Annotated in this window: 17 protein-coding genes and 1 pseudogene; 10 read left to right on the top strand and 8 right to left on the bottom strand. The window is 72.5% G+C overall.

Annotated elements, in window-relative coordinates; all coding sequences use genetic code 11:
* The first annotated feature begins 27 nt into the window (after positions 1–27).
* The 3 genes from Q5425_RS00645 (at position 28) to Q5425_RS00635 (ending at position 6359) form a co-directional block, all read left to right on the top strand.
* Complete coding sequence (locus tag Q5425_RS00645) at positions 28–2082, top strand: acyl-CoA dehydrogenase family protein (RefSeq protein ID WP_308670046.1); 2055 nt, start codon at positions 28–30, stop codon at positions 2080–2082.
* Positions 2083–2247: 165 nt separating this feature from the next.
* Positions 2248–5199 (top strand): DEAD/DEAH box helicase, encoded by a 2952-nt coding sequence (locus tag Q5425_RS00640; RefSeq protein ID WP_308670045.1) that lies wholly within the window; start codon positions 2248–2250, stop codon positions 5197–5199.
* Positions 5199–6359: an SWIM zinc finger family protein gene (locus Q5425_RS00635; RefSeq protein WP_308670044.1), complete on the top strand. Its 1161-nt coding sequence runs from the start codon at positions 5199–5201 to the stop codon at positions 6357–6359. The genes Q5425_RS00640 and Q5425_RS00635 overlap by 1 nt, the downstream gene beginning before the upstream one ends.
* Positions 6360–6475: 116 nt before the next feature.
* Here the strand turns inward: Q5425_RS00635 and Q5425_RS00630 are convergent, their stop codons facing one another.
* Complete coding sequence (locus Q5425_RS00630; RefSeq protein ID WP_308670043.1) at positions 6476–7711, bottom strand: alpha/beta hydrolase; 1236 nt, start codon at positions 7709–7711, stop codon at positions 6476–6478.
* Between the two features lie 64 nt (positions 7712–7775).
* On the opposite strand from Q5425_RS00630, the pseudogene Q5425_RS00625 reads away from it, so the two are divergent.
* Positions 7776–9169: pseudogene (locus Q5425_RS00625) on the top strand (wax ester/triacylglycerol synthase family O-acyltransferase).
* Here Q5425_RS00625 and Q5425_RS00620 read toward each other — a convergent pair.
* Complete coding sequence (locus Q5425_RS00620; protein WP_308670042.1) at positions 9156–9650, bottom strand: nitroreductase family deazaflavin-dependent oxidoreductase; 495 nt, start codon at positions 9648–9650, stop codon at positions 9156–9158. The pseudogene Q5425_RS00625 and the gene Q5425_RS00620 sit on opposite strands and share 14 nt — an antisense overlap.
* Before the next feature lie 169 nt (positions 9651–9819).
* On the opposite strand from Q5425_RS00620, the gene Q5425_RS00615 reads away from it, so the two are divergent.
* The 6 genes from Q5425_RS00615 to Q5425_RS00590 all read left to right on the top strand — a co-directional run bounded on the left by Q5425_RS00615 (position 9820) and on the right by Q5425_RS00590 (position 15132).
* Positions 9820–10869, top strand: coding sequence for an acyl-CoA dehydrogenase family protein (locus Q5425_RS00615; protein WP_308670041.1), 1050 nt, complete (start codon positions 9820–9822; stop codon positions 10867–10869).
* A 4-nt stretch (positions 10870–10873) separates the two neighbouring features.
* Positions 10874–12028, top strand: coding sequence for an acyl-CoA dehydrogenase family protein (locus Q5425_RS00610; RefSeq protein WP_308670040.1), 1155 nt, complete (start codon positions 10874–10876; stop codon positions 12026–12028).
* Positions 12025–12942: an OB-fold domain-containing protein gene (locus Q5425_RS00605; protein ID WP_308670039.1), complete on the top strand. Its 918-nt coding sequence runs from the start codon at positions 12025–12027 to the stop codon at positions 12940–12942. The genes Q5425_RS00610 and Q5425_RS00605 overlap by 4 nt, the downstream gene beginning before the upstream one ends.
* A complete protein-coding gene (locus tag Q5425_RS00600; RefSeq protein WP_308670038.1) occupies positions 12939–13325 on the top strand; it encodes a MaoC family dehydratase in 387 nt (128 codons plus the stop codon). Before Q5425_RS00605 ends, Q5425_RS00600 begins: the two co-directional genes overlap by 4 nt.
* Positions 13322–14491, top strand: a complete 1170-nt coding sequence (locus Q5425_RS00595) for a lipid-transfer protein (RefSeq protein ID WP_308670037.1) — start codon at positions 13322–13324, stop codon at positions 14489–14491. Before Q5425_RS00600 ends, Q5425_RS00595 begins: the two co-directional genes overlap by 4 nt.
* An 80-nt stretch (positions 14492–14571) precedes the next feature.
* Positions 14572–15132 (top strand): DUF5134 domain-containing protein, encoded by a 561-nt coding sequence (locus Q5425_RS00590; RefSeq protein ID WP_308670036.1) that lies wholly within the window; start codon positions 14572–14574, stop codon positions 15130–15132.
* 199 nt (positions 15133–15331) lie between these two features.
* Here Q5425_RS00590 and Q5425_RS00585 read toward each other — a convergent pair whose 3' ends face one another.
* Genes Q5425_RS00585 through kstD form a run of 6 tightly spaced genes read right to left on the bottom strand, consistent with a single transcriptional unit; the run spans position 15332 to position 20766 of the window.
* On the bottom strand, positions 15332–15784 hold the full coding sequence (locus Q5425_RS00585; RefSeq protein ID WP_308670035.1) for a riboflavin kinase: 453 nt from the start codon (positions 15782–15784) through the stop codon (positions 15332–15334).
* A 49-nt stretch (positions 15785–15833) separates the two neighbouring features.
* Positions 15834–16682, bottom strand: coding sequence for a MaoC/PaaZ C-terminal domain-containing protein (locus Q5425_RS00580; RefSeq protein ID WP_308670034.1), 849 nt, complete (start codon positions 16680–16682; stop codon positions 15834–15836).
* An 8-nt stretch (positions 16683–16690) separates the two neighbouring features.
* Positions 16691–17722 (bottom strand): ferredoxin--NADP reductase, encoded by a 1032-nt coding sequence (locus Q5425_RS00575; protein ID WP_308670033.1) that lies wholly within the window; start codon positions 17720–17722, stop codon positions 16691–16693.
* Complete coding sequence (locus Q5425_RS00570) at positions 17715–17972, bottom strand: hypothetical protein (RefSeq protein WP_308670032.1); 258 nt, start codon at positions 17970–17972, stop codon at positions 17715–17717. Before Q5425_RS00570 ends, Q5425_RS00575 begins: the two co-directional genes overlap by 8 nt.
* The gene (locus tag Q5425_RS00565; protein WP_308670031.1) at positions 17969–19105 is read right to left on the bottom strand and encodes a Rieske 2Fe-2S domain-containing protein; all 1137 of its coding nucleotides are present in this window, start codon (positions 19103–19105) and stop codon (positions 17969–17971) included. The genes Q5425_RS00570 and Q5425_RS00565 overlap by 4 nt, the downstream gene beginning before the upstream one ends.
* Positions 19102–20766, bottom strand: a complete 1665-nt coding sequence (gene kstD / locus Q5425_RS00560; protein ID WP_308670030.1) for a 3-oxosteroid 1-dehydrogenase — start codon at positions 20764–20766, stop codon at positions 19102–19104. Before kstD ends, Q5425_RS00565 begins: the two co-directional genes overlap by 4 nt.
* Positions 20767–20792 lie beyond the last annotated feature (26 nt).

Here is a 20792-nt window from a genome sequence, read left to right as displayed (position 1 = left end):
TAGTGTCTCGTCCCGCAAGGAGGCTCGATGCCGGTCGCGCTCACCGAGGAACAGGCCGCGCTGGCCGAGGCGATCCACGCCTGGTCCGCGGCGCACCACCCGCGAGAGGCGGTGCGCGCGGCGGAAACCGGCGCCGCCGCGGCCATCCCCGCCGGGTTCGCCGGGCTCGGCCTGTTCGGCGTCGCGCTGCCCGCGGCGGCCGGCGGTGCCGGCGGCAGTGTCGCCGACCTCGCCGCCGGGCTCGCCGCGGCGGCGGAAGACCTCGTGCCCGGGCCGGTGCTCGGCACCGCGCTCGCCGGGCTCCTGCTCGCCGAGGTCCCCGAAGCGAAGGAGCTGCTCCCGGCCCTGGCCGAGGGGGAAGCCACGGTCGCCGTGCTGCTGGACGCGCCGTCGCTCGACGGCGGCGTCACCGGACCGGTGCCCGGCGCGGATGCCGGGACCTGGCTGCTGGTGCCGGCCGAGGGCGGCCACGTCCTGCTCGCGCCCGGCACGCCCGGGGTGAGCGTCGAGCCACTGGAAGCGTTCGACTTCTCGCGCCCGCTGGCGCGCATCCGCTTCGCCGGCGTCCGCGCCGATCCGCTCACCCTGCCGCCGGTCGCGCCGCCGGCCGCGACCCTGACGGCGGCCGAAGCGGCGGGCGTGGCGCGGCGGTGCCTGACGATCGCCGTCGAGTACGCCCAGGTCCGCGAGCAGTTCGGCAAGCCCATCGGGGCGTTCCAGGCGATCAAGCACCTGTGCGCCGAAATGCTGTGCCGCGCGGAAGCCGCCGAGGCACTGGCCTGGGACGCGGCCTCCGGGCAGCACCCGCTCTCGGTGGCGAGCGCGGCCGTCGTCGCCCTCGACGCGGCCGTCGCCAACGCCAAGGACTGCATCCAGGTCCTCGGCGGGATCGGGTTCACCTGGGAGCACGACGCGCACCTGTACCTGCGCCGGGCCGTGGCCCTGCGGCAGTGGCTCGGCGGGTCGTGGCGGCGGCGGGCGGCTTCGCTGGCGCTCTCCGGAACCGAGCGCACCCTCGCCGTCGACGTCGGGGACGATCCGACGCTGCGGGACGAGGTCGCGCGGATCGCCGCACTGCCCCCCGGCGACCAGCGGGTCGTCCTGGCCGACGCCGGGCTGCTGACCCCGCACTGGCCCGAGCCCCACGGCCGGGGCGCCGACGCCGCGGAGCAGCTGCGGATCGACTCCGTCCTGGGGGCTGCCGGTGTCCGTCGTCCCGACCTGGTGATCGGCGCCTGGGCCGTCCCGACCATCCTCGAGCACGGCAACGACGAGCAGCGCGCCCGGTTCGCCCGGCCGACCCTGCGCGGCGAGATCACGTGGTGCCAGCTGTTCAGCGAGCCCGGCGCCGGCTCCGACCTGGCGGCGTTGCGGACGGCGGCCCGGCGCGTCGACGGCGGCTGGCGGCTGACCGGGCAGAAGGTGTGGACGTCGCTGGCCCGCGAAGCGGACTGGGGCATCTGCCTCGCCCGCACCGACCCGGCCGTGCCCAAGCACCAGGGCATCACGTACTTCCTGGTCGACATGCGCGCTCCGGGCATCACCACACGGCCGTTGCGGGAGATCACCGGGGAAGCGGTGTTCAACGAGGTGTTCCTTGACGACGTGTTCGTGCCCGACGCCGACGTCGTCGGCCCGCCGGGAGGCGGCTGGCGGCTGGCGCGGACGACCCTGGCCAACGAGCGGGTGGCCATCGGCAGCGGTTCGGCGGTCGGCGAGAGCGTGCAGACGTTGATGTCCACAGTGGACGCATCGGCACTGGACGACGTGGCTTTGGACCGGCTCGGCGCGCTGGTGGCCGACGGGGTGGCGGGCTCCGTGCTGGACCTGCGGGCGGCCCTTCGCCGGCTGGAGGGGCAGGACCCCGGTGCGGAGTCGAGCGTCCGCAAGCTGCTCGGCGTGCAGCACCGGCAGGACGTGGCGGAGTTCGCGCTGGAGCTGGCCGGCTCGGCCGCACTGCTCGCCGGCGGCCCGGCCCAGCACGAATTCCTCCTGACCCGCTGCCTTTCCATCGCCGGCGGCACGACGCAGGTCCTGCGTTCCCTCACCGCCGAACGCCTGCTGGGCCTGCCCCGCGGCTGATGCCCCGCCAATCACGCGTGATGCCCCGCCAATCACGCGTGATGCCCCTCGGGTCACGCGTGATGCCTCTCGGCGCCCGGGTGGGTTGCGTTGGGCAACGGTGCGAAAGGACCGTTCGCGCCGCCGAGGGCAAAACTGTCGGTGTCGTGTTCTAGCGTTGCGGTCGTGGAGTTCAGCGCAGACACCCAGGCCACCTACCTCCCCGCGGATCCCCCGCGGGACGGGGTGCTGGCCCTGTGGGGCGACGACGTGGCCGGCGGGACCACGATCGAGCTCGTGCTGCCCCGGGGAGCCAAGTTCGCGCGGACGAAGGTCGACGCGGAGCTGGTTCCCCTGGAGCGGGCGCTGCCCCGGCTCCTGTCCGTGGGGGAGGAGGCCAGCCCGGCCGTCGCGGCGTGGTCGGCGGCCGTCAACGCGGGGGTGAACCTCGTCGCGCGGGGGCGGCTGCGGCCCGCCGTCTCGCCGGCCGGGGCGGCGGCCTGGCGGATCGGCCCGCTGGACGCCGCCGACGAGGAACTGCTGCGGGGGCTGGCCGGCGCCCTGCCACCGGAGGCGTACGCGCTGCCGCTGACCGGCCTGAAGAAGATCCGCCTGCACTCGCCGGACTCCCTGGTCCGCGCGCTCTGGGACGCGACCGCCGACCTGCTGGTGCGCAGCCCGGCGGCCCCCGTCGGTGCGGGCGACCCCGCGTTCGCGGCGCGCGAACCGGCGTTGCTCGGCCCGGACGGCGCCGCGTGGCTCGCCGAGCTGGAGGCCCGCGAGCCGCGCGGGGTGCAGGTGCTCCTGCGGGTGGAGGGCCACGGCGAAGACTCGTTCGCCGGGGTGCTGGCGGTGCGCAGCATGGCGGAGCCGAGCCTGGTGGTGGAGGCGGCGACGCTGTGGGACGCCCCGGACGCGGTGCTGAACCGGCTCGGCGACCAGGTCGAGACGCAGCTGCTGCTGGGTTTGCGTCGCGGGGCACGGGCCTGGGCCCCGCTCGGCCGGGTGCTGGCCCAGCCCGCGCCCGCTTCGCTGGCGTTGTCCGACGACGAGGTCGTCGACCTGCTCACCGATGGCGCCCGCGAGCTGGGCGGCGCCGGGATCGAGGTGCTGTGGGCGAAGGGGCTGTTCGCCGCGGAGGTGAAGGCGAAGGCGAGCGCGACCCAGGCCCCGGCGAGCGTCACGGACGCGGAGTTCGCCCTGAAGACGCTGCTGGAGTTCCGCTGGCAGCTCAGCCTGGGCGGCGAGCAGCTGACCGAGGCGGAGGTCGCCGCGCTCGCCGAAGCCAAGCGTCCCCTGGTCCGGCTGCGCGGCCAGTGGGTCCGCGTCGACCCGCAGCTGCTGGCCCGGGTCCGCGGCCGCACCCGCAAGCTGGACGCGGGCGAGGCGCTGGCGGCAGCGTTGACGGGCGAGCTGGAACTGGACGGCGAACGCGTCGAGTTCGCGGCACCCCCGGCACTGGGCGGCCTGGCTTCGCGCCTCCGCGACCGGGCGGAGGCTTCGGTGGCCCCACCGCCGGGGTTGCGGGCCACGCTGCGGCCGTACCAGCAGGCGGGCTTGTCCTGGCTGGCGACGATGACGGAGCTGGGACTGGGCGCGTGCTTGGCCGACGACATGGGGCTGGGCAAGACGATCCAGCTGATCGCCCTCCACCTCCACCGGCGGGACCTGGCGAGATCCGGCGAGTCGCGGTCACACGCCGGCTCAGCGAGCTCCGGCGAACCCCCGCGGACGGGGGCGGTCGAGCCGCCGCAACCGAGTTCAGCGGAGTCCGGCGCTCGATCGGCAGTCGAGCCGCCGCCGCTCGGTGAGCATCCGGCGGCCGGCGGCGGGCTTCCCTCGGCCGGTGCCGAGCGTTCCCTCACCGACCCTGCACCCCGACGAGGTGGTGGCCCCACCCTGGTCCTCTGCCCGACCTCCCTCCTCGGCAACTGGGAGCGCGAGTTCGCCCGCTTCGCCCCCGAAATCCCCGTCCGCCGGTTCCACGGCGGCGGCCGCCACCTCGACGACCTCGCCTCCGACGAGGTCGTCCTCGCCACCTACGGCGTCCTCCGCCGCGACCGCGAAACGCTGTCCGAAGTGGACTGGGGACTCATCGCCGCGGACGAGGCCCAGCACGTCAAGAACCCCCTCTCCGCCACCGCCAAGGAACTGCGCAAGATCCCCGCCCAAGCGAAAGTCGCCCTCACCGGCACCCCGGTCGAGAACCGGCTCACCGAGCTTTGGTCCATTGTGGACTGGACCACGCCCGGCCTGCTCGGCCCGCTCGATCGCTTCCGCCGCACCGTGGCGCGGCCGATCGAACGCGACCGCGACAAGGCGGTCACCGAACGGCTGGCCGCCACCGTCCGGCCGTTCCTGCTGCGGCGGCGCAAGTCCGACCCGGACATCGCCCCGGAACTGCCGCGCAAGACCGAGACCGACCGGTTCGTCCCGCTCACCGCCGAGCAGACCACGCTCTACGAAGCCGTGGTGCGGGAGAACCTCGCCGAAATCCGGGAGACGCAGGGCATCAAGCGGCGCGGGCAGGTGCTGCAGCTGCTCACCGAGCTCAAGCAGATCTGCAACCACCCCGCGCAATTCCTCAAGGAACCGCACGGCGCGCTCACCGGGCGCTCCGGCAAGCTCGCGGCGTTCGAGGAACTGCTGGACGTCATCCTCGACGAGGGTGAAAGCGTGCTCGTGTTCAGCCAGTACGTCCAGCTCTGCCGGCTGCTCGAGCGGCGTCTCAAGGACCGGGGGCTGCCGACCGAACTGCTCTCGGGCGAGAGCTCGCCGTCGAAGCGGCAGGACATGGTCGACCGGTTCCAGGCCGGCGAAATCCCCGTCTTCCTGCTCTCGCTCAAGGCGGGCGGGGTCGGGCTCAACCTGACCCGGGCCACCCACGTGATCCACTACGACCGCTGGTGGAACCCGGCGGTGGAGGACCAGGCGACCGACCGCGCGTACCGGATCGGGCAGGACCGGCCGGTCCAGGTGCACCGGCTGATCGCCGAGGGCACCCTCGAGGAGCGGATCGCGCAAGTGCTCGAAAAGAAACGGGGCCTCGCCGAGTCGATCGTCGGGGCGGGGGAGGACTGGATCACCGAACTGTCCGACGACGAGCTCGCCGACCTCGTCCGGCTCGGGGGCGGGTGATGCCGCCGAGGCGGAACTTCGGCACGACGTGGTGGGGCCGCGCCTGGGTCGACGCGCTGGAGCAGCGCGCGAAGCTCGACCCGAACCGGCTGCCCCGCGGGCGGACGTACGCGCGGAAGGGCACGGTCGGCGAACTGCACGTCGGCGCGGGAGCCGTGAGCGCCCGGGTGCGGGGCAGCCGGCCGCAGCCGTACCGGGTGTCGATCACGATGCGCACCTTCACCGACGGCGAGTGGGACACGCTCCTCGGCGTGGTCGGCACGCAGCTCGGCCACGCGGCGGCGCTGCTCGACGGCGAGCTGCCCGGCGCGCTCACCGAACAGGCGCGCGAGGCGGGCGTCGACCTGCTGCCGGGGCCGGGCGACCTGCGGCCGCGGTGCTCGTGCCCGGACTCGGCGAACCCGTGCAAGCACGTCGCCGCGGTGTACTACCTGGTCGCCGACGAGGTGGACCGCGACCCGTTCACGCTGTTCCTGCTGCGCGGGCGCCCGCGGGCGGACGTCCTGGCCGAACTGCGGGTCCGCCGGTCGCCGGCGCGCGGGGAGCAACCGAAGCTCCCGAAGCCCGTCGACGAAGGACTGGCACCCCGCGCCGCCTACGCGCGCCGGCCCGGGGCGATCCCGGCTTTGCCGCCCCCGCCACGGATCCCCGGCCCGCCGGCGGTCCTGGACCTCGACCCGCCCCCGGCCACGGGCTGGACGGCGGCGGCGCTGTCCGCCCTCGCGGCGGACGCGGCCTCCCTGGCGCGCGACCTGCTGACCACCGGACCGGCGGCGGCGGACCTCACGTTCGAGGAAGACCTCGCCCGCCGTGCGGCCGGCCGCACGGGAGCGGAGATCACCACCCTGGCCACGGCGGCGGCGATATCCCCCCGCGACTTGACCCGCTGGGCCGAAGCCTGGCGCGAAGCAGGCCGCGGCGGCTTGGCCGCCCTGCGGGAGAGCTGGCAGCCGGGACCGGGCCCCCTGGCGGAGGCGGGGGCGGTCCTGGCGGACACGGGCCTGCCGGGCAAGCCGAAGACCTGGCGCAACCGCTTGACCCACGGAGAGCTGCAGCTGCGCTACGGCCGCGACGCACGCTGGTACCGCTTCGTCCGCGAAGGAACGGAGTGGCGCCTCGACGGCCCGCCTTCGGCAAGCCCCGTGGACCTCGCCTACTGAACCCGCCGGACCGACCGCCCCGAACGCCCCAATGCGGCGTTCGGTGCGTTGGGCGCACCCAATGTGGCGTTCGGTGCGTTGAGCGCAACCAACGCCACATTGGGGCGGAACAGCCGCTACCGGTGCTCGGCCTTCCAGGCGTTATAGGTGTGATCCAGGAACCGCGCCACCCCGCGAACCACATGCGCCGAACGCACCGACGTGAACACGTCGAACGCGTGCTGCGCCCCCGCCAGCTCCGCATACGCCACCGGCTGCCGGGACTTCTCCCGCAGCCGCGAGACGAACTCGCGCGCCTCCCGCACCGGGACCAGTGAATCATCCCGGCCGTGGATCACGAAGAACGGCGGGGCGTCCGAAGTGATCCGGTCCAGCGGGGACGCCGCGACGTAGTCGTCCAGGTGCTGCACCGGATCCCGGTCGGGTGCGAACACGCGGCGGGCGATCAGGCTCTCCAGCCGGTACTTGCTCGCCGGGGCTCCCGAAGTCGCCGCGAAGTCGTACACCCCGTAGTGCGGCGCGCACGCCTGGATGCTCGTGTCCGCGTCTTCGAACGACGGCTGCAACGCCGGGTCGTTCTGCGACAACGCCAGCAACGCCGACAGGTGCCCGCCCGCCGATCCGCCCGTCACCGCCACGAACCGGGGGTCGCCGCCGTACGAAGCGATCGAAGAACGGATCCACGCCAGTGCCTGCTTCGCCGCGACGATGTGCGCCGGCCAGCGGTGCGCCGGCGACAGCGGGTAGTTGATCGCGACGCACACCCAGCCGCGGCGGGCCAGGTAGCGCATCAGCGGCCGGCCCTGCTCCTCCTTGTTGCCGATCACCCACGCGCCGCCGTGGACCTGCAGCAGCACCGGGGCACCCGAAACCGGCGACGACGGCCGGTACACGTCCAAGAGGAACCGCTTGCCGCCCGGGGCGTACGCGATGTTGCGGTCGACCCGGACGTCCGGTGCGCCCATCCGGAACGGCAGCGCCAGCTCGCCCCACGGCAACCCCAGGTCCGAGCGGCCCAGCTCCGACGCGTAGTCCTCGCCCAACGCCGAAGTCAGCGCCTTCTCGATCTCCTCGCGGGCGCCGTGCCCGGTGCGGATCAGCGCGGCCAGCCCGGCGGCGGACGCGGCCGCCATCGCCAGGCCCGCCTTCGTCGACCGGTCGCCGGTGCCGTGGCGGGCCACGTGGGCCAGGGAATCCGCCGCCGTCAGCGCCAGCAGCTGCGGCGCCAGCTCGCCGGTCAGCCAGCCGGCGAAGAACACCGGGATCGTCGTGGACCGCGCCCGCAGCGGGCGGAGCGCGTTGGCGGCGAGACCGAGCTGGACCGCGCGACGGATCAGGAAATTCGGCTGCACCAGCCCGATGATACCGGCGAGTAGGGTGACGCGCCGCTCACCGCGGGTGGCCTACCCTGGCGCCATGCAGAGACTGAGCGGCCTCGACGCGAGTTTTCTCTACCTCGAGACGTCGTCGCAGGTCCTGCACGTCTGCGGGCTGCTCGTCCTCGACGGCTCGACCGTTCCCGGCGGCTACACCTTCGCGAAGCTGGAAGAAAAACTCGAAGAGCGCGTCCGGCTGATCCCGGCGTTCCGCCGCAAACTGCACAACCCGCTCTGGAACCTCGGCCACCCCGTGTGGATCGAGGACGAAGACTTCGACCTCGACCAGCACGTGCACCGCATCGGCGTGCCCGCCCCCGGCGACCGCGCGGAGCTGGCCGCGCTGTGTGCGCACATCGCCGGGCAGCAGCTCGACCGCGCGCGCCCGCTGTGGCAGCTGTACGTCATCGAAGGCCTGGCGACGGCCAATTCGCGGTGCTGCTCAAGATGCACCACGCGAGCGTCGACGGCGTGAGCGCCGCCGGCCTGATCACCCACCTGGCCGGGCTCGAGCCGGACGGGCCGATGCCCGAGGCCGGCGAGCCGCGCAACGCCGGGACGCCGGCGCCGCTGGACCTGCTCCGCTCCGGGGTCGAGAGCGTCGTGAGGCGCCCCGCCGAGGTCGCGCGGCTGCTGCCGGACCTGCTGGGGCTGGTGCCGCGCTGGCTCGGCCGGGCGGTGCGCGGCCAGGGGATGCCGGTCCCGTTCACCGCGCCGAGGACGTCGCTGAACGGCACGATCACCGGGCACCGCAGCGTCGCCTTCGCCCAGCTCGACCTCGCCGGCGTCAAGGACGTCAAGAACGCCTTCGCGGTCACGGTGAACGACGTCGTGCTCGCCCTCGTCGCCGGCGCGCTGCGGGAATTCCTCGCCGCGCGCGGCGAGCTGCCGGACGATCCGCTGGTGGCGACCGTCCCCGTCTCGGTGCACGACCGGACCGGACGGGAGCACGGCAGCAACAAGGTTTCGGCGTTCTTCGCCTCCCTGCCGACGCACCTGGCCGACCCGGCCGCGCGGGTGTTCTTCCTCGCCGAGGCCAACCGGCGCTCGAAGGACCACCACCACGACATCGACGCCGACATGCTCCAAGACTGGGCGCAGTTCTCGGCCGCGACGGCGTTCGGGCTCGCCGTGCGCGCGTATTCGGCGCTGCGGCTGGCCGAAAAGCACCCGGTGGTGCACAACCTGGTCGTCTCCAACGTGCCCGGCCCGCCGATGCCGCTGTACTTCCTGGGCGCGCGGATCACCGGCTTCTACCCGCTCGGCCCGGTCTTCCACGGCGCCGGGCTGAACGTCACGGTGCTGTCCAACGCGGGCAAGGTGCACGTCGGGCTGCTCGGCGCGCGGGAACTGGTCAAGGACCTGTGGCCGCTCGCCGACGCGCTCCCGGACGCCCTCGCCGAGCTGCTGAAAGCCGCGCCTAGCGGGGGCTGAGCACCACGACCGGGATCTCGCGCTCGGTCCAGGCCTGGTACTTCGCGAAGTCCGCGTACAGCTCGACCAGCCGCGGCCACAGTTCGGCGCGCTCCGAGGGCCCGGCGACCCGCGCCGTGACCGGGACGCCGCGACGGCCCTTCAGGTGGATGCGGGTTTCGGGGTGCGCCAGCAGGTTGCGGTACCACTGCGGGTGCCGGGGCAGCCCGCCCTGGGATCCGACGATGACGACGTCCTCACCGGAGCGCAGGTACAGCAGCGGGGTGGTGAACAGCCGTCCGGACTTGCGGCCGCGGTGGTCCAGCAGCAGCGTCGGCACCGGCTTGCGGAACCCGGCCCCGATCCGCCACGTGCTGCCGACGCGGCCGCCGGTCAGCCGGAAGACCGCCACCTGCGCCTTCGCCGCGTACTTTATGACCTGGGCGGTCACCGGCGAATCCAGGCCGCCGGGCTTCTGCTCGGGCAGGCTGAAGCGTCCCATCGCGGGGTCCTTCCTCGGAGAGAGAGCGCGCCACGAGGCCAGTAACACGTTCTGGTTCGACGTGCGGCACCGGTCACCCGGGCGATACCCCTTCCGGGGTTGCCGTGCCGCCCCTTTCCGGATAAGACTAGAACAGGTTTCACTATTGCGCCCGATCCGGAGGACAGGCGTGGACTTCGCCCTTGACGATACGCAGACCGAGATCGCCGCCCTCGCCGCGAAAGTGCTCGGATCGCCCGGCGATCCCTGGCGCGCGCTCGCCTCGGCGGGCCTGCTCGCCCTGGCGCTGCCCCCGGAGCTGGAAGGCGACGGCCTGGGCGTCGCCGAGGTCGCGCAGGTCCTGACCGAGGCCGGCCGGGCCGCCGCGCCGGTGCCCGCGTACGCCGCGCTCGCTCTCGGCGTCCTGCCGATCGAGTCGCTCGGCACCCCCGCCCAGCGCGCGCGGTACCTGCCGCCGATCGCGGCCGGGGAAGCGCTGCTCACGGCGGCCCTGCACGAGCCGTCCGCGCCGCTGGCCGCCGCGCCCGCCGCGATCGCACGGGCCGGGGACGGGAAGTGGCTGCTCAGCGGCGTCAAGACCGCGGTCCCGTACGCCGCCGAAGCCACCCGGATCCTCACGCCGGTGACCACCGCGCAGGGCACCGCCGTCTACCTGGTCGACCCGCACGCCGACGGCGTCACGCTCGTCCCGACGCCCACCTCGGCCGGGACACCGGAGTACACCGTCCGGCTCGACGACGTCGCCGTCGGGGAAACGGACCTCCTGTTCGACCGCGGCGCGGTCGCGGCGCTGCACCGGTTCGCCCTCGCCGGCGCACTGGCGCTGGGCGACGGGCTCCTGGCCGGCGCGCTGGCGCTGACCGTGCAGCACGTCGGCGAGCGCACCCAGTTCGGCCGGCCGCTGGCGACGTTCCAGGCGGTGGCGGGCCAGATCGCCGACGTCTACGTGGCCGCGCGGACCGTGCACCTCGCCGTGACGTCCGCGGTGTGGCGGCTGGCTTCGGGGCGCGACGCGGACGCCGAACTGGACGTCGCCGCCTACTGGTTCGCCTCGCAGGCACCGGAAGCGCTGGCGACCTGCCACCACCTGCACGGCGGCGTCGGCGTCGACGAAACCTACCCGCTGCACCGGTATTCGTCGGCGGTCAAGGATCTGGGCCGGACGCTCGGCGGGGCCGCGCACCGGCTCGGCCGGCTCGGCGAACGAGTGGCGGGGTGAGCGGATGCACGTCGAACTGACCGCGGCGCAACGGGAGCTGCGTGCCGAGCTGCGCGAGTACTTCGCGGGGCTGATCAGTCCCGAAGAACGCCGGGCGATGCGGCGCGAGCGGCACGGGCCGGTGTTCCGCGAGATCGTCTGCCGGATGGGCCGCGACGGCCGGCTCGGCGTCGGCTGGCCGGCCGAGTACGGCGGGCAGGGGTTCGGCGGGGTCGAACAGCACCTGTTCGTCGACGAGGCCGCGCGCGCCGACGTCCAGCTGCCGTCGGTCACGCTGCAGACGGTCGGGCCGACACTGCAGGAATTCGGCACGGACGAGCAGAAAGCCTTCTTCCTCCCGAAGATCCTGGCCGGCGAGATCCACTTCGCGATCGGCTACACCGAACCGGAAGCGGGCACGGACCTCGCGTCGCTGCGGACGACCGCGGTGCGCGACGGCGACTCCTACGTCGTCAACGGCCAGAAGATCTTCACCACCGGCGGGCACGACGCCGACTACATCTGGCTGGCCGTGCGGACCGCGCCCGACGCACCGAAGCACAAGGGCATCTCGATTCTCGTCGTCGACACGAGCGACCCCGGCTACTCGTGGACGCCGATCATCACCTGCGACGGCGCCCACCACGTCAATGCGACGTACTATTCGGACGTCCGCGTTCCGGCGAACCGCTTGGTGGGACAGGAAAACGCGGGCTGGCGGCTGATCACCACGCAACTCAACCACGAGCGTGTCATGCTCGGGCCGGCCGGGCGGATCGGCGGGCTGTACGACCGCGTGCGCGCCTGGGCGGCCGCCCACGGCCTGCTGGACCTCGCCGACGTGCGGGCCGTGCTCGCCGAAGCGCTGGCCGTGACGCGCGTTAACGAACTGCTGAACTGGCAGGTCGCGGTCTCGTCGGCGAGCGCGCCGGTGGGCGTGGCCGACGCGTCGGCGACCAAGGTGTTCAGCTCCGAGGCCATCCAGCGGATCGGCCGGAACCTCGAGGAGATCGTCGCCCGCCACGGCGACCTGGCCGATCCGGACACCGCCGAGCTGGCCGGATGGCTGGACGTCTCGGCGAAGCGCAACATCGTGCTGACGTTCGGCGGAGGCGTCAGCGAAATCCAACGGGAGCTGATCGCGTCGATCGGCCTGGGCCTGCCGAGGGTGCCACGATGACCATCAAAGAGGCGGCCGCGGAGATCGCCGCGCGCGGGGAATGCGCGCCGCGCCCGGCGCGCGACCCCGTCAACCAGGCCATGGTCAACAACTGGGTCGAGGCGATCGGGGACCGCAACCCCGTCTACACCGACCCGGAGTTCGCCGCGGCGAGCGTCCACAGGGGACTGGTCGCGCCGCCCGCGATGGCGCAGGTGTGGACGATGGGCGGCCTGAACGTCCCGCGCGGCTCCGACGACCCGCTCGGCCTGATGATGGAGCTGCTCGACGATGCCGGGTTCACCTCGGTCGTCGCGACGAACTCCGAGCAGACCTACCACCGCTACCTGCGGCCCGGTGAACAGGTCGAGGCGCGGACGCGGCTGGAGGACGTCGCCGGTCCGAAACGGACCGCGCTCGGCGAGGGGTGGTTCGTCACCACGCGGATGACCTGGTACGTCGGGGACGAAGCCGTGGCGGAGATGATGTTCCGGGTGCTCAAGTTCCGGCCGCCGGCCCCGAAGCCAACGACGGCACCGCCGTCACCGGTGCTCCGGCCGGTGATCAGCCGGGACACCGAGTTCTTCTGGGACGGTCTTCGCGAGGGCGAGCTGCGGATCCAGCGGTGGGGCGAGACGCTGCGGCACCCGCCGGGGCCGATGCCGCCCGACGGCTCGCTGGACACCAAGCCCGACTACGTCGTCGCCAGCGGCCGGGGGACCGTGTACTCCTACGTCGTGCACCACCACCCGCCGGTGCCGGGCAAGGAGCTCCCGGTCGTGGTGGCCCTGGTGGAGCTGGAAGAAGGGGTCCGCGTCATGGCCGAGCTGCTGGACGCGTCCCCGGACGAGGTCCACATCGGACTGCCGGTGGTCGCGGCGTTCGTCGAGGTGGACGACGACCTGACCCTGCCCGCGTGGAAGGTGGCCCGATGACCGTCGCCGAAGGGACCGAGCTGCCGCCGCTGACGATCGAGGCGACGCCGACGTTCGTCGTCAGCACGGCGCTGGCCACCCGCGACTTCCAGGACGTCCACCACGACCGCGACTCGGCCGTGGCCCGCGGCTCGAAGGACATCTTCCTCAACATCCTCACCGACACCGGCCTCGTTCAGCGGTTCGTCTCGGAGTGGGCCGGGCCGGAGGCGCTGATCCGGTCGATCAAGATCCGGCTCGGCGTGCCGTGCTACGCCTACGACACGCTGACGTTCACCGGGCGCGTGGTCTCCTGCACGGGCCGCGATGCCGTCGTCTCGGTGTCCGGTGTGGACAGTCTCGGCGAGCACGTCGCCGGCACCGTGGAGGTGACCCTGCCGTGACGCTCCCGGGCAAGGCGGCCATCGCCGGGATCGGCGCGACGGAGTTTTCGAAGGACTCCGGGCGCAGTGAACTGCGGCTGGCGGCCGAATGCATCTCGCACGCGCTGGCCGATGCGGGGCTGACGGCGTCCGATGTGGACGGCCTGGTGTCGTTCACGATGGACGGCAACGCCGAGATCGCGGTGGCCCGCGAACTGGGGATCCCCGAACTGAAGTTCTTCAGCCGGATCCACTACGGCGGCGGTGCCGCGGCGGCGACCGTGCAGCAGGCCGCGATGGCGGTGGCGACCGGCGTCGCGGACGTCGTCGTCGCGTACCGGGCGTTCAACGAGCGGTCCGGGCACCGCTTCGGCCAGGTGTCGTCCGCGGCGGCCGGTCAGGTCAACTCTTCGGGCGTGGACAACGCGTTCCACTACCCGATGGGCATCGCGACCCCGGCCGCGACGGTGGCCATGGTCGCGCAGCGGTACTTGCACGACTACGGCGCGACGAGCGAGGACTTCGGGCGCATCGCGGTGGTTGACCGCAAGCACGCGGCGAGCAACCCGAACGCGTGGTTCCACGAGCGGCCCATCACCCTGGAAGAGCATCAGGCGTCACGCTGGGTGGCCGAGCCGCTGCACCTGCTCGACTGCTGCCAGGAGAGCGACGGCGGGGTCGCGCTGGTGGTCACCAGTGTCGAGCGGGCGCGCGACCTGGCCCGTCCGCCGGCGGTGATCGCGGCGGCGGCGCAGGGGAGCGGGCCGGGCCAGTACGTGATGACCAGCTACTACCGCGACGACCTGGCGGCCCTGCCGGAGATGGGCGTCGTGGGCAGGCAGCTGTGGGCGCAGTCCGGCCTCGGACCGTCCGATGTGGACGTCGCGGTGCTCTACGACCACTTCACGCCGTACGTGCTGATGCAGCTGGAGGAACTGGGTTTCTGCGGCCGTGGCGAGGCGAAGGACTTCATCGCCGGCGGAGCGCTGGAGCTCGACGGCGCGTTGCCGCTCAACCCGCACGGCGGCCAGCTCGGCGAGGCCTACATCCACGGCATGAACGGCATCGCGGAAGGTGTCCGCCAGGTCCGCGGGACGGCCGTCAACCAGGTGGCGGGCGCGTCGCGGGTGCTGGTCACGGCGGGCACGGGCGTGCCCACCAGCGGACTCATCCTGACGGGTGACTGAGTGTCACCTCAATGACGGCTGGTGCCCGGCCGACGTGGGTGTCACGGTGGAGACACCACCCACGACGGAGAGTGAGGCCGATGGCGGTCGACTGGGCGCTCACGGCGGTGTTCGCGGTGCTGGTGCTGCCGTGCGTGCTGCGGCTCGCCCGCCTCGACTACACGCAGCTCGGCCACGGCGTCCGCCACGGCGACCTGGCGGAGCTCCTGCTGGTGGTGGCGATGGTGGCGATGTTTTCGCCGGTCGGCGGCCCGATCCCGGCGGCGGGCTGGCAGGCGGTGCTGGTCCTGACGACGGGCTGGTTCGCGGTGGCGTGGTGGCGAAGCAGGACGTGTGCCCACCACGCACTCTCGGCGGCGGCGATGTTGTACATGGTCACGGCGATGCCCCACGGCGGAATGGACCACGGGCCGTGGCTGACGATGTCGGCGATGGAGGCGCGGGTGGCGTTGCCGCTGGTGGCCGTGGTGGCGGCGGGGTACTTCGTGGCGGACGCGGCTTGGTCGGGGGTGCTGGCGGTGCGGGGCTCGGCGGTCGCCGGCTCCCGAGCGGTCGCCGGCTCCGGGCACGCTTCGCGGGCGGTGTGCCGGACGGTGATGGGCGCCGGGATGGGCTACATGCTGCTGGCCTCGGCCCTGTGAGGGGTCAGTCCGAAGGTCGCGAATGACTCATTCGGGACCTCGGCGGTCCCGAATGAGTCATTCGCGACCCTCGGATTCGCCGGCCGGTGGGGTGGGGGCAGAGCAGCGGTCGCGAACCCAGCTGCTCCTGCCGCACTGGTCGTGAGTGTTTAGGCGGGTTAGAACCCGCCTAAACACTCACGACGGGCCGCGGCAGACCTCAGCCCGCGATCCGCCGCACTTCGCCCAGCGCGCTCTCGCCCGGCTCCGGGAGCGAAGCCGCCGGGTGCGCCGCCGTCCACTGGGCCGCCGCCGCGATGTCGCTCTTCAACGCCGTGATCAGGTCCTCCGCCGAGGCGTACTTCTCCTGCTCCCGCAGGTGGGAGCCCAGCCACACCACGAGCGTCTCGCCGTACAGGTCACCCGAGAAGTCCAGGAGGTGGGCCTCCAGCAGGCGGTAGCCGTCCGCGCCGTAGTACGTCGGGCGGCGGCCCACCGAGATCGCCGCCGGGATGCGGGCTCCGGCCGCCCGGCCGACCCAGCCGGCCCAGACGCCGTCGCCGAGTGAGCCCGCCTGGTCCCGGAGGGCGATGTTCGCCGTCGGAAAGCCCAGCTCACGGCCCCGTTTGTCGCCCGACTCGACCGTTCCCCGCACCACGAAGTATTCCGGCATTCGTCCTCCCGAAGTCTCCCCACCACGGTAGCGGCCCCGGCGGAACTGCTCAGGAAGTGGACACCAGCACCGTGTCCGCCAGCACCGGCGCGTCGTCGCGCTCGGTCGCCGACGTCGTCACCAGCAGCCGGTCGTCTGCGCGCCACACCCGGATCCGCAGCGTCTCGCCCGGGAACACCACGCCGGCGAACTTCGCCGCGAACGACGCCACCCGCGCCGGGTCGCCGTCCAGGAACTCGTTCACCAGCACCCGGGCCACGATCCCGTACGTGCACAGCCCGTGCAGGATCGGCCGCTCGAAGCCCGCCGCCCGGGCGAACGCCGGGTCCGCGTGCAGCGGGTTCCGGTCGCCGCACAGCCGGTACAGCAGCGCCTGCTGCGGCAGCGTCGGAACCTCCAGCACGAAGTCCGGCGCACGCGAGGGCCAGTCGATCCGGTCCGAAGGCCCGCGCGAGCCGCCGAAACCGCCCTCACCGCGCGCGAAGATGCTGGACCGGGCCGTCCACAGTGGAGCACCCGAGGACGACGTGACCGAAACTTCCTGAATCACCACCGCGGCCTTGCCCTTGTCGTACACGTCCGCGATCCGCGACCGCGCCACCGCCTTCCCCGACGCCGGGATCGGGCGGTGCAGGGTGATCTCCTGCTTGCCGTGCAGCACCCTCGCCAGGTCGATCTCCACGCCCGGGAACGACACCGACGGCGGGTCGAACACGCGCAGGTTCGCCGCGACCGTCGCGAACGTCGGGAGCACCACCAGGTCCTGCTCGTAGGTGTACCGCAGCTCGTCCGGGCCCGCACCGAGCGCCAGGTGGTACAGCAGCACGTCCGACGACGTCCAGGCGAAGCTCACCTCGCCGATCTCGGCGCCGATGGCGACGCCCGCGTCGATGGGCACGCGGCCTCCTATTCGTAGCTGATCGAGACGTCGTCGGTGACCGGGAGCGACTGGCAGGCCAGCACGATGCCGTCCGCCATGTCCTCGGCGTCGAGGACTTCGTTGTGCAGCATCTTCACCTCACCCGACACGACCCGGCACGCACACGCGCTGCATTGTCCCTCGCGGCACGAGTACGGCGCGTCCATGCCCTCGTCCAGCAGCCGGTCGAGGAGCTTCCGCTGCCGCGGCCACGACAACGTCCGCGTCGAGCCGTCCAGCGACACCGTCAGCGCCGCCGGGGCTTCGCCGGACTCGGCCACCGGCTCCGGATCGGTGGGCTCGAACGGGTTCCCGGTCAGCGAAGTGAACTTTTCGACGTGCACCCGGTCCCGGGGCACGCCGAGCTGCCCGAGCGCTTCCCGCACGGCCGCCATGAACGGCGCCGGTCCGCACAGGAACGCCTCGAACGACGTGTACGCGGAAGCCAGCCCGCGGAGCTGCGAGACGTCGGGAAGGCCTTGGACGCTCTCCAGCCAGTGGACGACAACAAGGCGGTCGCCGTACCGCTTCGCCAGCGACGCCAGTTCGCCCGCGAAGATCACCGAACGCTCGTCGCGGTTCGCGTAGACCAGCACCACCCGGCCGGAGCCGGTTTCCAGGGCCGTTTTGAGGATCGCGATCACCGGCGTGATGCCGCTGCCGCCGGCGAACAGCAGGAAGTCCTCGTCCACCGACGCCGGGCAGAACACCCCGGCCGGCGCCAGCACCTCGACCTGCATCCCCGGTTTCAGGGACGAGCAGATCCAGCTGGACCCGTAGCCGCTGTCGGTCCGCTTGACCGTCACCTGCACGCGGTCCTCGTGCGGCGCGCTCGAGAGCGAATAGCACCGCGCCACCGAACCGGTGCGGTCGCTGGGGATGCGCAGGGTGAGAAACTGTCCCGCCCGGTAGGCGAACGCCGGTGCGTGCTCGGGCGGGATCTCGAAGACCACCGACCGCGCGTCCGGTGTCTCGACGACGACGTCGGCGACGGTCAGCGTGTAGACCCGCTCAGCCATCGGCCACCGCCAGCGTGCCTTCGCGCACGGCGTCGGAAATGCTGTCGGCCAGCTTCGGGCAGGTGTCGAGCAACGCCGTCGGGCCGTCCGCGTCCGCGAACACCGGGCAGGTCCGCGCCGGCGCCGTGGTCCACTGGATGCTGGTGTGCTGGATGCTGTTCTTCTTCACCAGCACGCACGTTCCGCAGCTGCGGCACTCGTGCGGCCGCAGCCCGCCGGAGAGGAACTCGGCCTGCTCGGCGGTCGTCACACTTCCGCCTCGGTCTTCTGCCGCGCCAGGTTCTCCGCGACCTCCGCCGCCCAGGCCTCGTTCGCCTTCGAAGTGTCCACTTCGAACTCGAACCGCCGGGTCATGTCCTCGGTGACGTCGGCGGCGTCGACGTAGAACTGCTGGTACCACCGGCGAAGCTGGTAGACCGGACCGTCCTCTTCGCACAACAGCGGGTTGTCGATCTGCGTCTTGTGCTTCCAGATCTCGACGTCCTGCAGGAACCCGGCCCCGATGCCGCGGGCCAGTTTCGCCGCGATCTTGTCCGCGTGCTCGTCCGAGATCCCCGGCAGCTTCTTGACCTTCATGCCGTACTGCAGCACAAACGACGTCGGCGTGACGGGGTAGTGGCAGTTGATCAGCACGCTCTCGATCTCGTAGCCCTGGAACGAGTTCACCAGCTTGTTGATCATGTACGACGGCCCGAAGTACGACGCCTCCGACCGCAGCAGGTTGTCCTCGCCGCCGTAGTTCGAGGCCATGCCCATGTCCGGGCGGCCCTTGGTGTTGAGGTACTGGGTGGCGATGTGGCCTTCGAACACGTTCTTGAAGTACGTCGGGTAGGCGTAGTGGATGTAGAAGAAGTGCGCCATGTCGACTACGTTGTCGATGATCTCCCGGCAGTTGGAACCCTCGATGAAGATCGAGTCCCACGTCCAGTTGCTCCACTCGTCGCTGCCGTCCGCTTCGATCCGCGGGATGGCCAGCTCGTCCGGCGGCGGGTTGCCCTCCGGGTCGTGCCACACGAGCAGCTGCCCGTTCTGCTCGGCCGTCGTCCACGACCGCGTCCGCGCGCGCAGCGGAACCCGCTTGGCGTAGGGGATCGAGACGCACTTGCCCTTGCCGTTCCAGCGCCAGTCGTGGAACGGGCAGGCCACCTCGTCGCCCTTGACGCTGCCCTGGGTGAGGTCGCCGCCCATGTGCCGGCAGTAGCCGTCGAGGACGTGCAGCTCGCCCGCCGAGTCCGCCCACACCACGAGCTTCGTGCCGAACGCGGTGATGGCGTGCGGTTTCCCGTCGCGGAAGTGCTGCGCCAGGCCCAGGCAGTGCCAGCCGCGGGCGAACCGGGTCGGCGGCTCACCGGCGTAGATGGTGCGTACCGAATCCTGCGTCATCGCTGCCCTCCCGTGGTCGGTTGATCTTCGTGCGCCAGCCGCGTCGCCGCAAGGTAGCCGAACACCATGGCGGGGCCGATGGTCGCGCCGGGCCCGGCGTACGTCCGGCCCATCACGGCCGCGCCGGTGTTGCCCGCGGCGAACAGCCCGGGCACCGCCGAGCCGTCTTCGCGCAGCACCTGCGCGTGCTCGTCGGTGCGCAGCCCGCCCTTGGTGCCCAGGTCGCCCGGCACGATCTTCACCGCGTAGAACGGCGCTTTGTCGAGCGGGCCGAGGCTGGGGTTGGGTTTGTTGCGCGGGTCGCCGTAGTAGTGGTCGTACTTGCTGACTCCGCGGTGGAAGTCCTCGTCGACGCCCTTGCGGGCGAAGCCGTTGAAGCGCTCGATCGTCGCTTCCAGCGACTGAGCCGGGACGTCGATCTTCGCCGCCAGCCCGGCCGGCGTCGACGACTTCGCCGCGATCCCGGCCTTGAACCAGCGGCCGGGCAGCGGCCGGCGCGGCCCGATGCCGGTGAACATGTACCGGTCCTTGTAGCCCTGGTCGAACACCAGCCAGGTCGGGATGTGCTCGCCTGGCCCGTCCCCTTCGCCGTACATGGCGTGCACGGCTTCGACGTAGGGCGCCGACTCGTTGACGAACCGCTCGCCGCGCGCGTCGACCATGATGCTGCGCGGCCGGGACCGCTCGGCCAGCGCGAACCACGGGCCGCCGGTGAGCGGCAGCGTCGGCCCCCACCAGGCGTCGTCCATCAGGTCGAGTGCGGCGCCCAGCTTGAGCCCGGCGGTGATGCCGTCGCCGGTGTTGGCGGCCGCGCCGACGGTCCAGTCGACGCCGATCGGCGCGCGCTGGTACTTCTCGCGCATCTCGAGGTTCCGCTCGAAGCCGCCGCTGGCGAGGATCACGCCGCGCCGGGCTTCGACGGCGCCGTGCGCGGTGACGACCCCGGTGACGCGGTCGCCTTCGACCTGCAGGTCGATCAGCGGGGTGTGCAGCCGGACCTCGACGCCGGCCCTGGCCAGGCCGACCCGCAGGCCGGCCGCAAGCGCTTGCCCCATGCTCAGCAGCTGCTGACCGCGGAGTTTTCCGGCCAGCCACTGCCGGCCCAGCGACAGCAGCCGGAGTGCCCCGCGCGGGTGCCTGGCGAGGAGGCTCAGCCAGCGGTAGTCGGCTTGGGTGATCGGCACGCCGAGCGGGGGAGCGCTGTACGGCGGTTCGAGGTGGGCCAGCTCGTCGCCCAGGAGCTTGCCGTCGAGGGCGACCGGTTCGACCGACCGGCCGCCGGGACGCCCGCCCGGCGCTTCCGGGTGGTAGTCGCTGTAGTCGCGGACCCAGCGGAACTTCAGGGGCGTGTGGTCGCAGACGAACTTCAGGACTTCGGGGCCGTGCGCGAGGAAGGTCTCGCGCCGGACGGCCGGGACGACGTCGCCGACGATCGAAGCCAGGTATTCGCGGGCTCGCTCGGGCGGCTCTTCGATGCCGGCGGCGCGCAGCGCGTGGTTGCCGGGTATCCAGACGCCGCCGCCGGAGCGGGCGGTCGAGCCGCCGAAGCAGGCCGCCTTCTCGAGGACGACGACGCTCAAGCCGTTGTGGGCCGCAGTCAGCGCGGCGGTCATCCCGGCGGCGCCACTGCCGACGACGACGACGTCGAACTGCTCCGTCATGCCACCTCACCTGTAACGTGTTCCAT

Origin of the sequence: Amycolatopsis sp. A133, from assembly GCF_031082405.1 — a bacterium.
GTDB lineage: Bacteria > Actinomycetota > Actinomycetes > Mycobacteriales > Pseudonocardiaceae > Amycolatopsis.
This window is presented reverse-complemented; position numbering and strand designations above follow the sequence as displayed.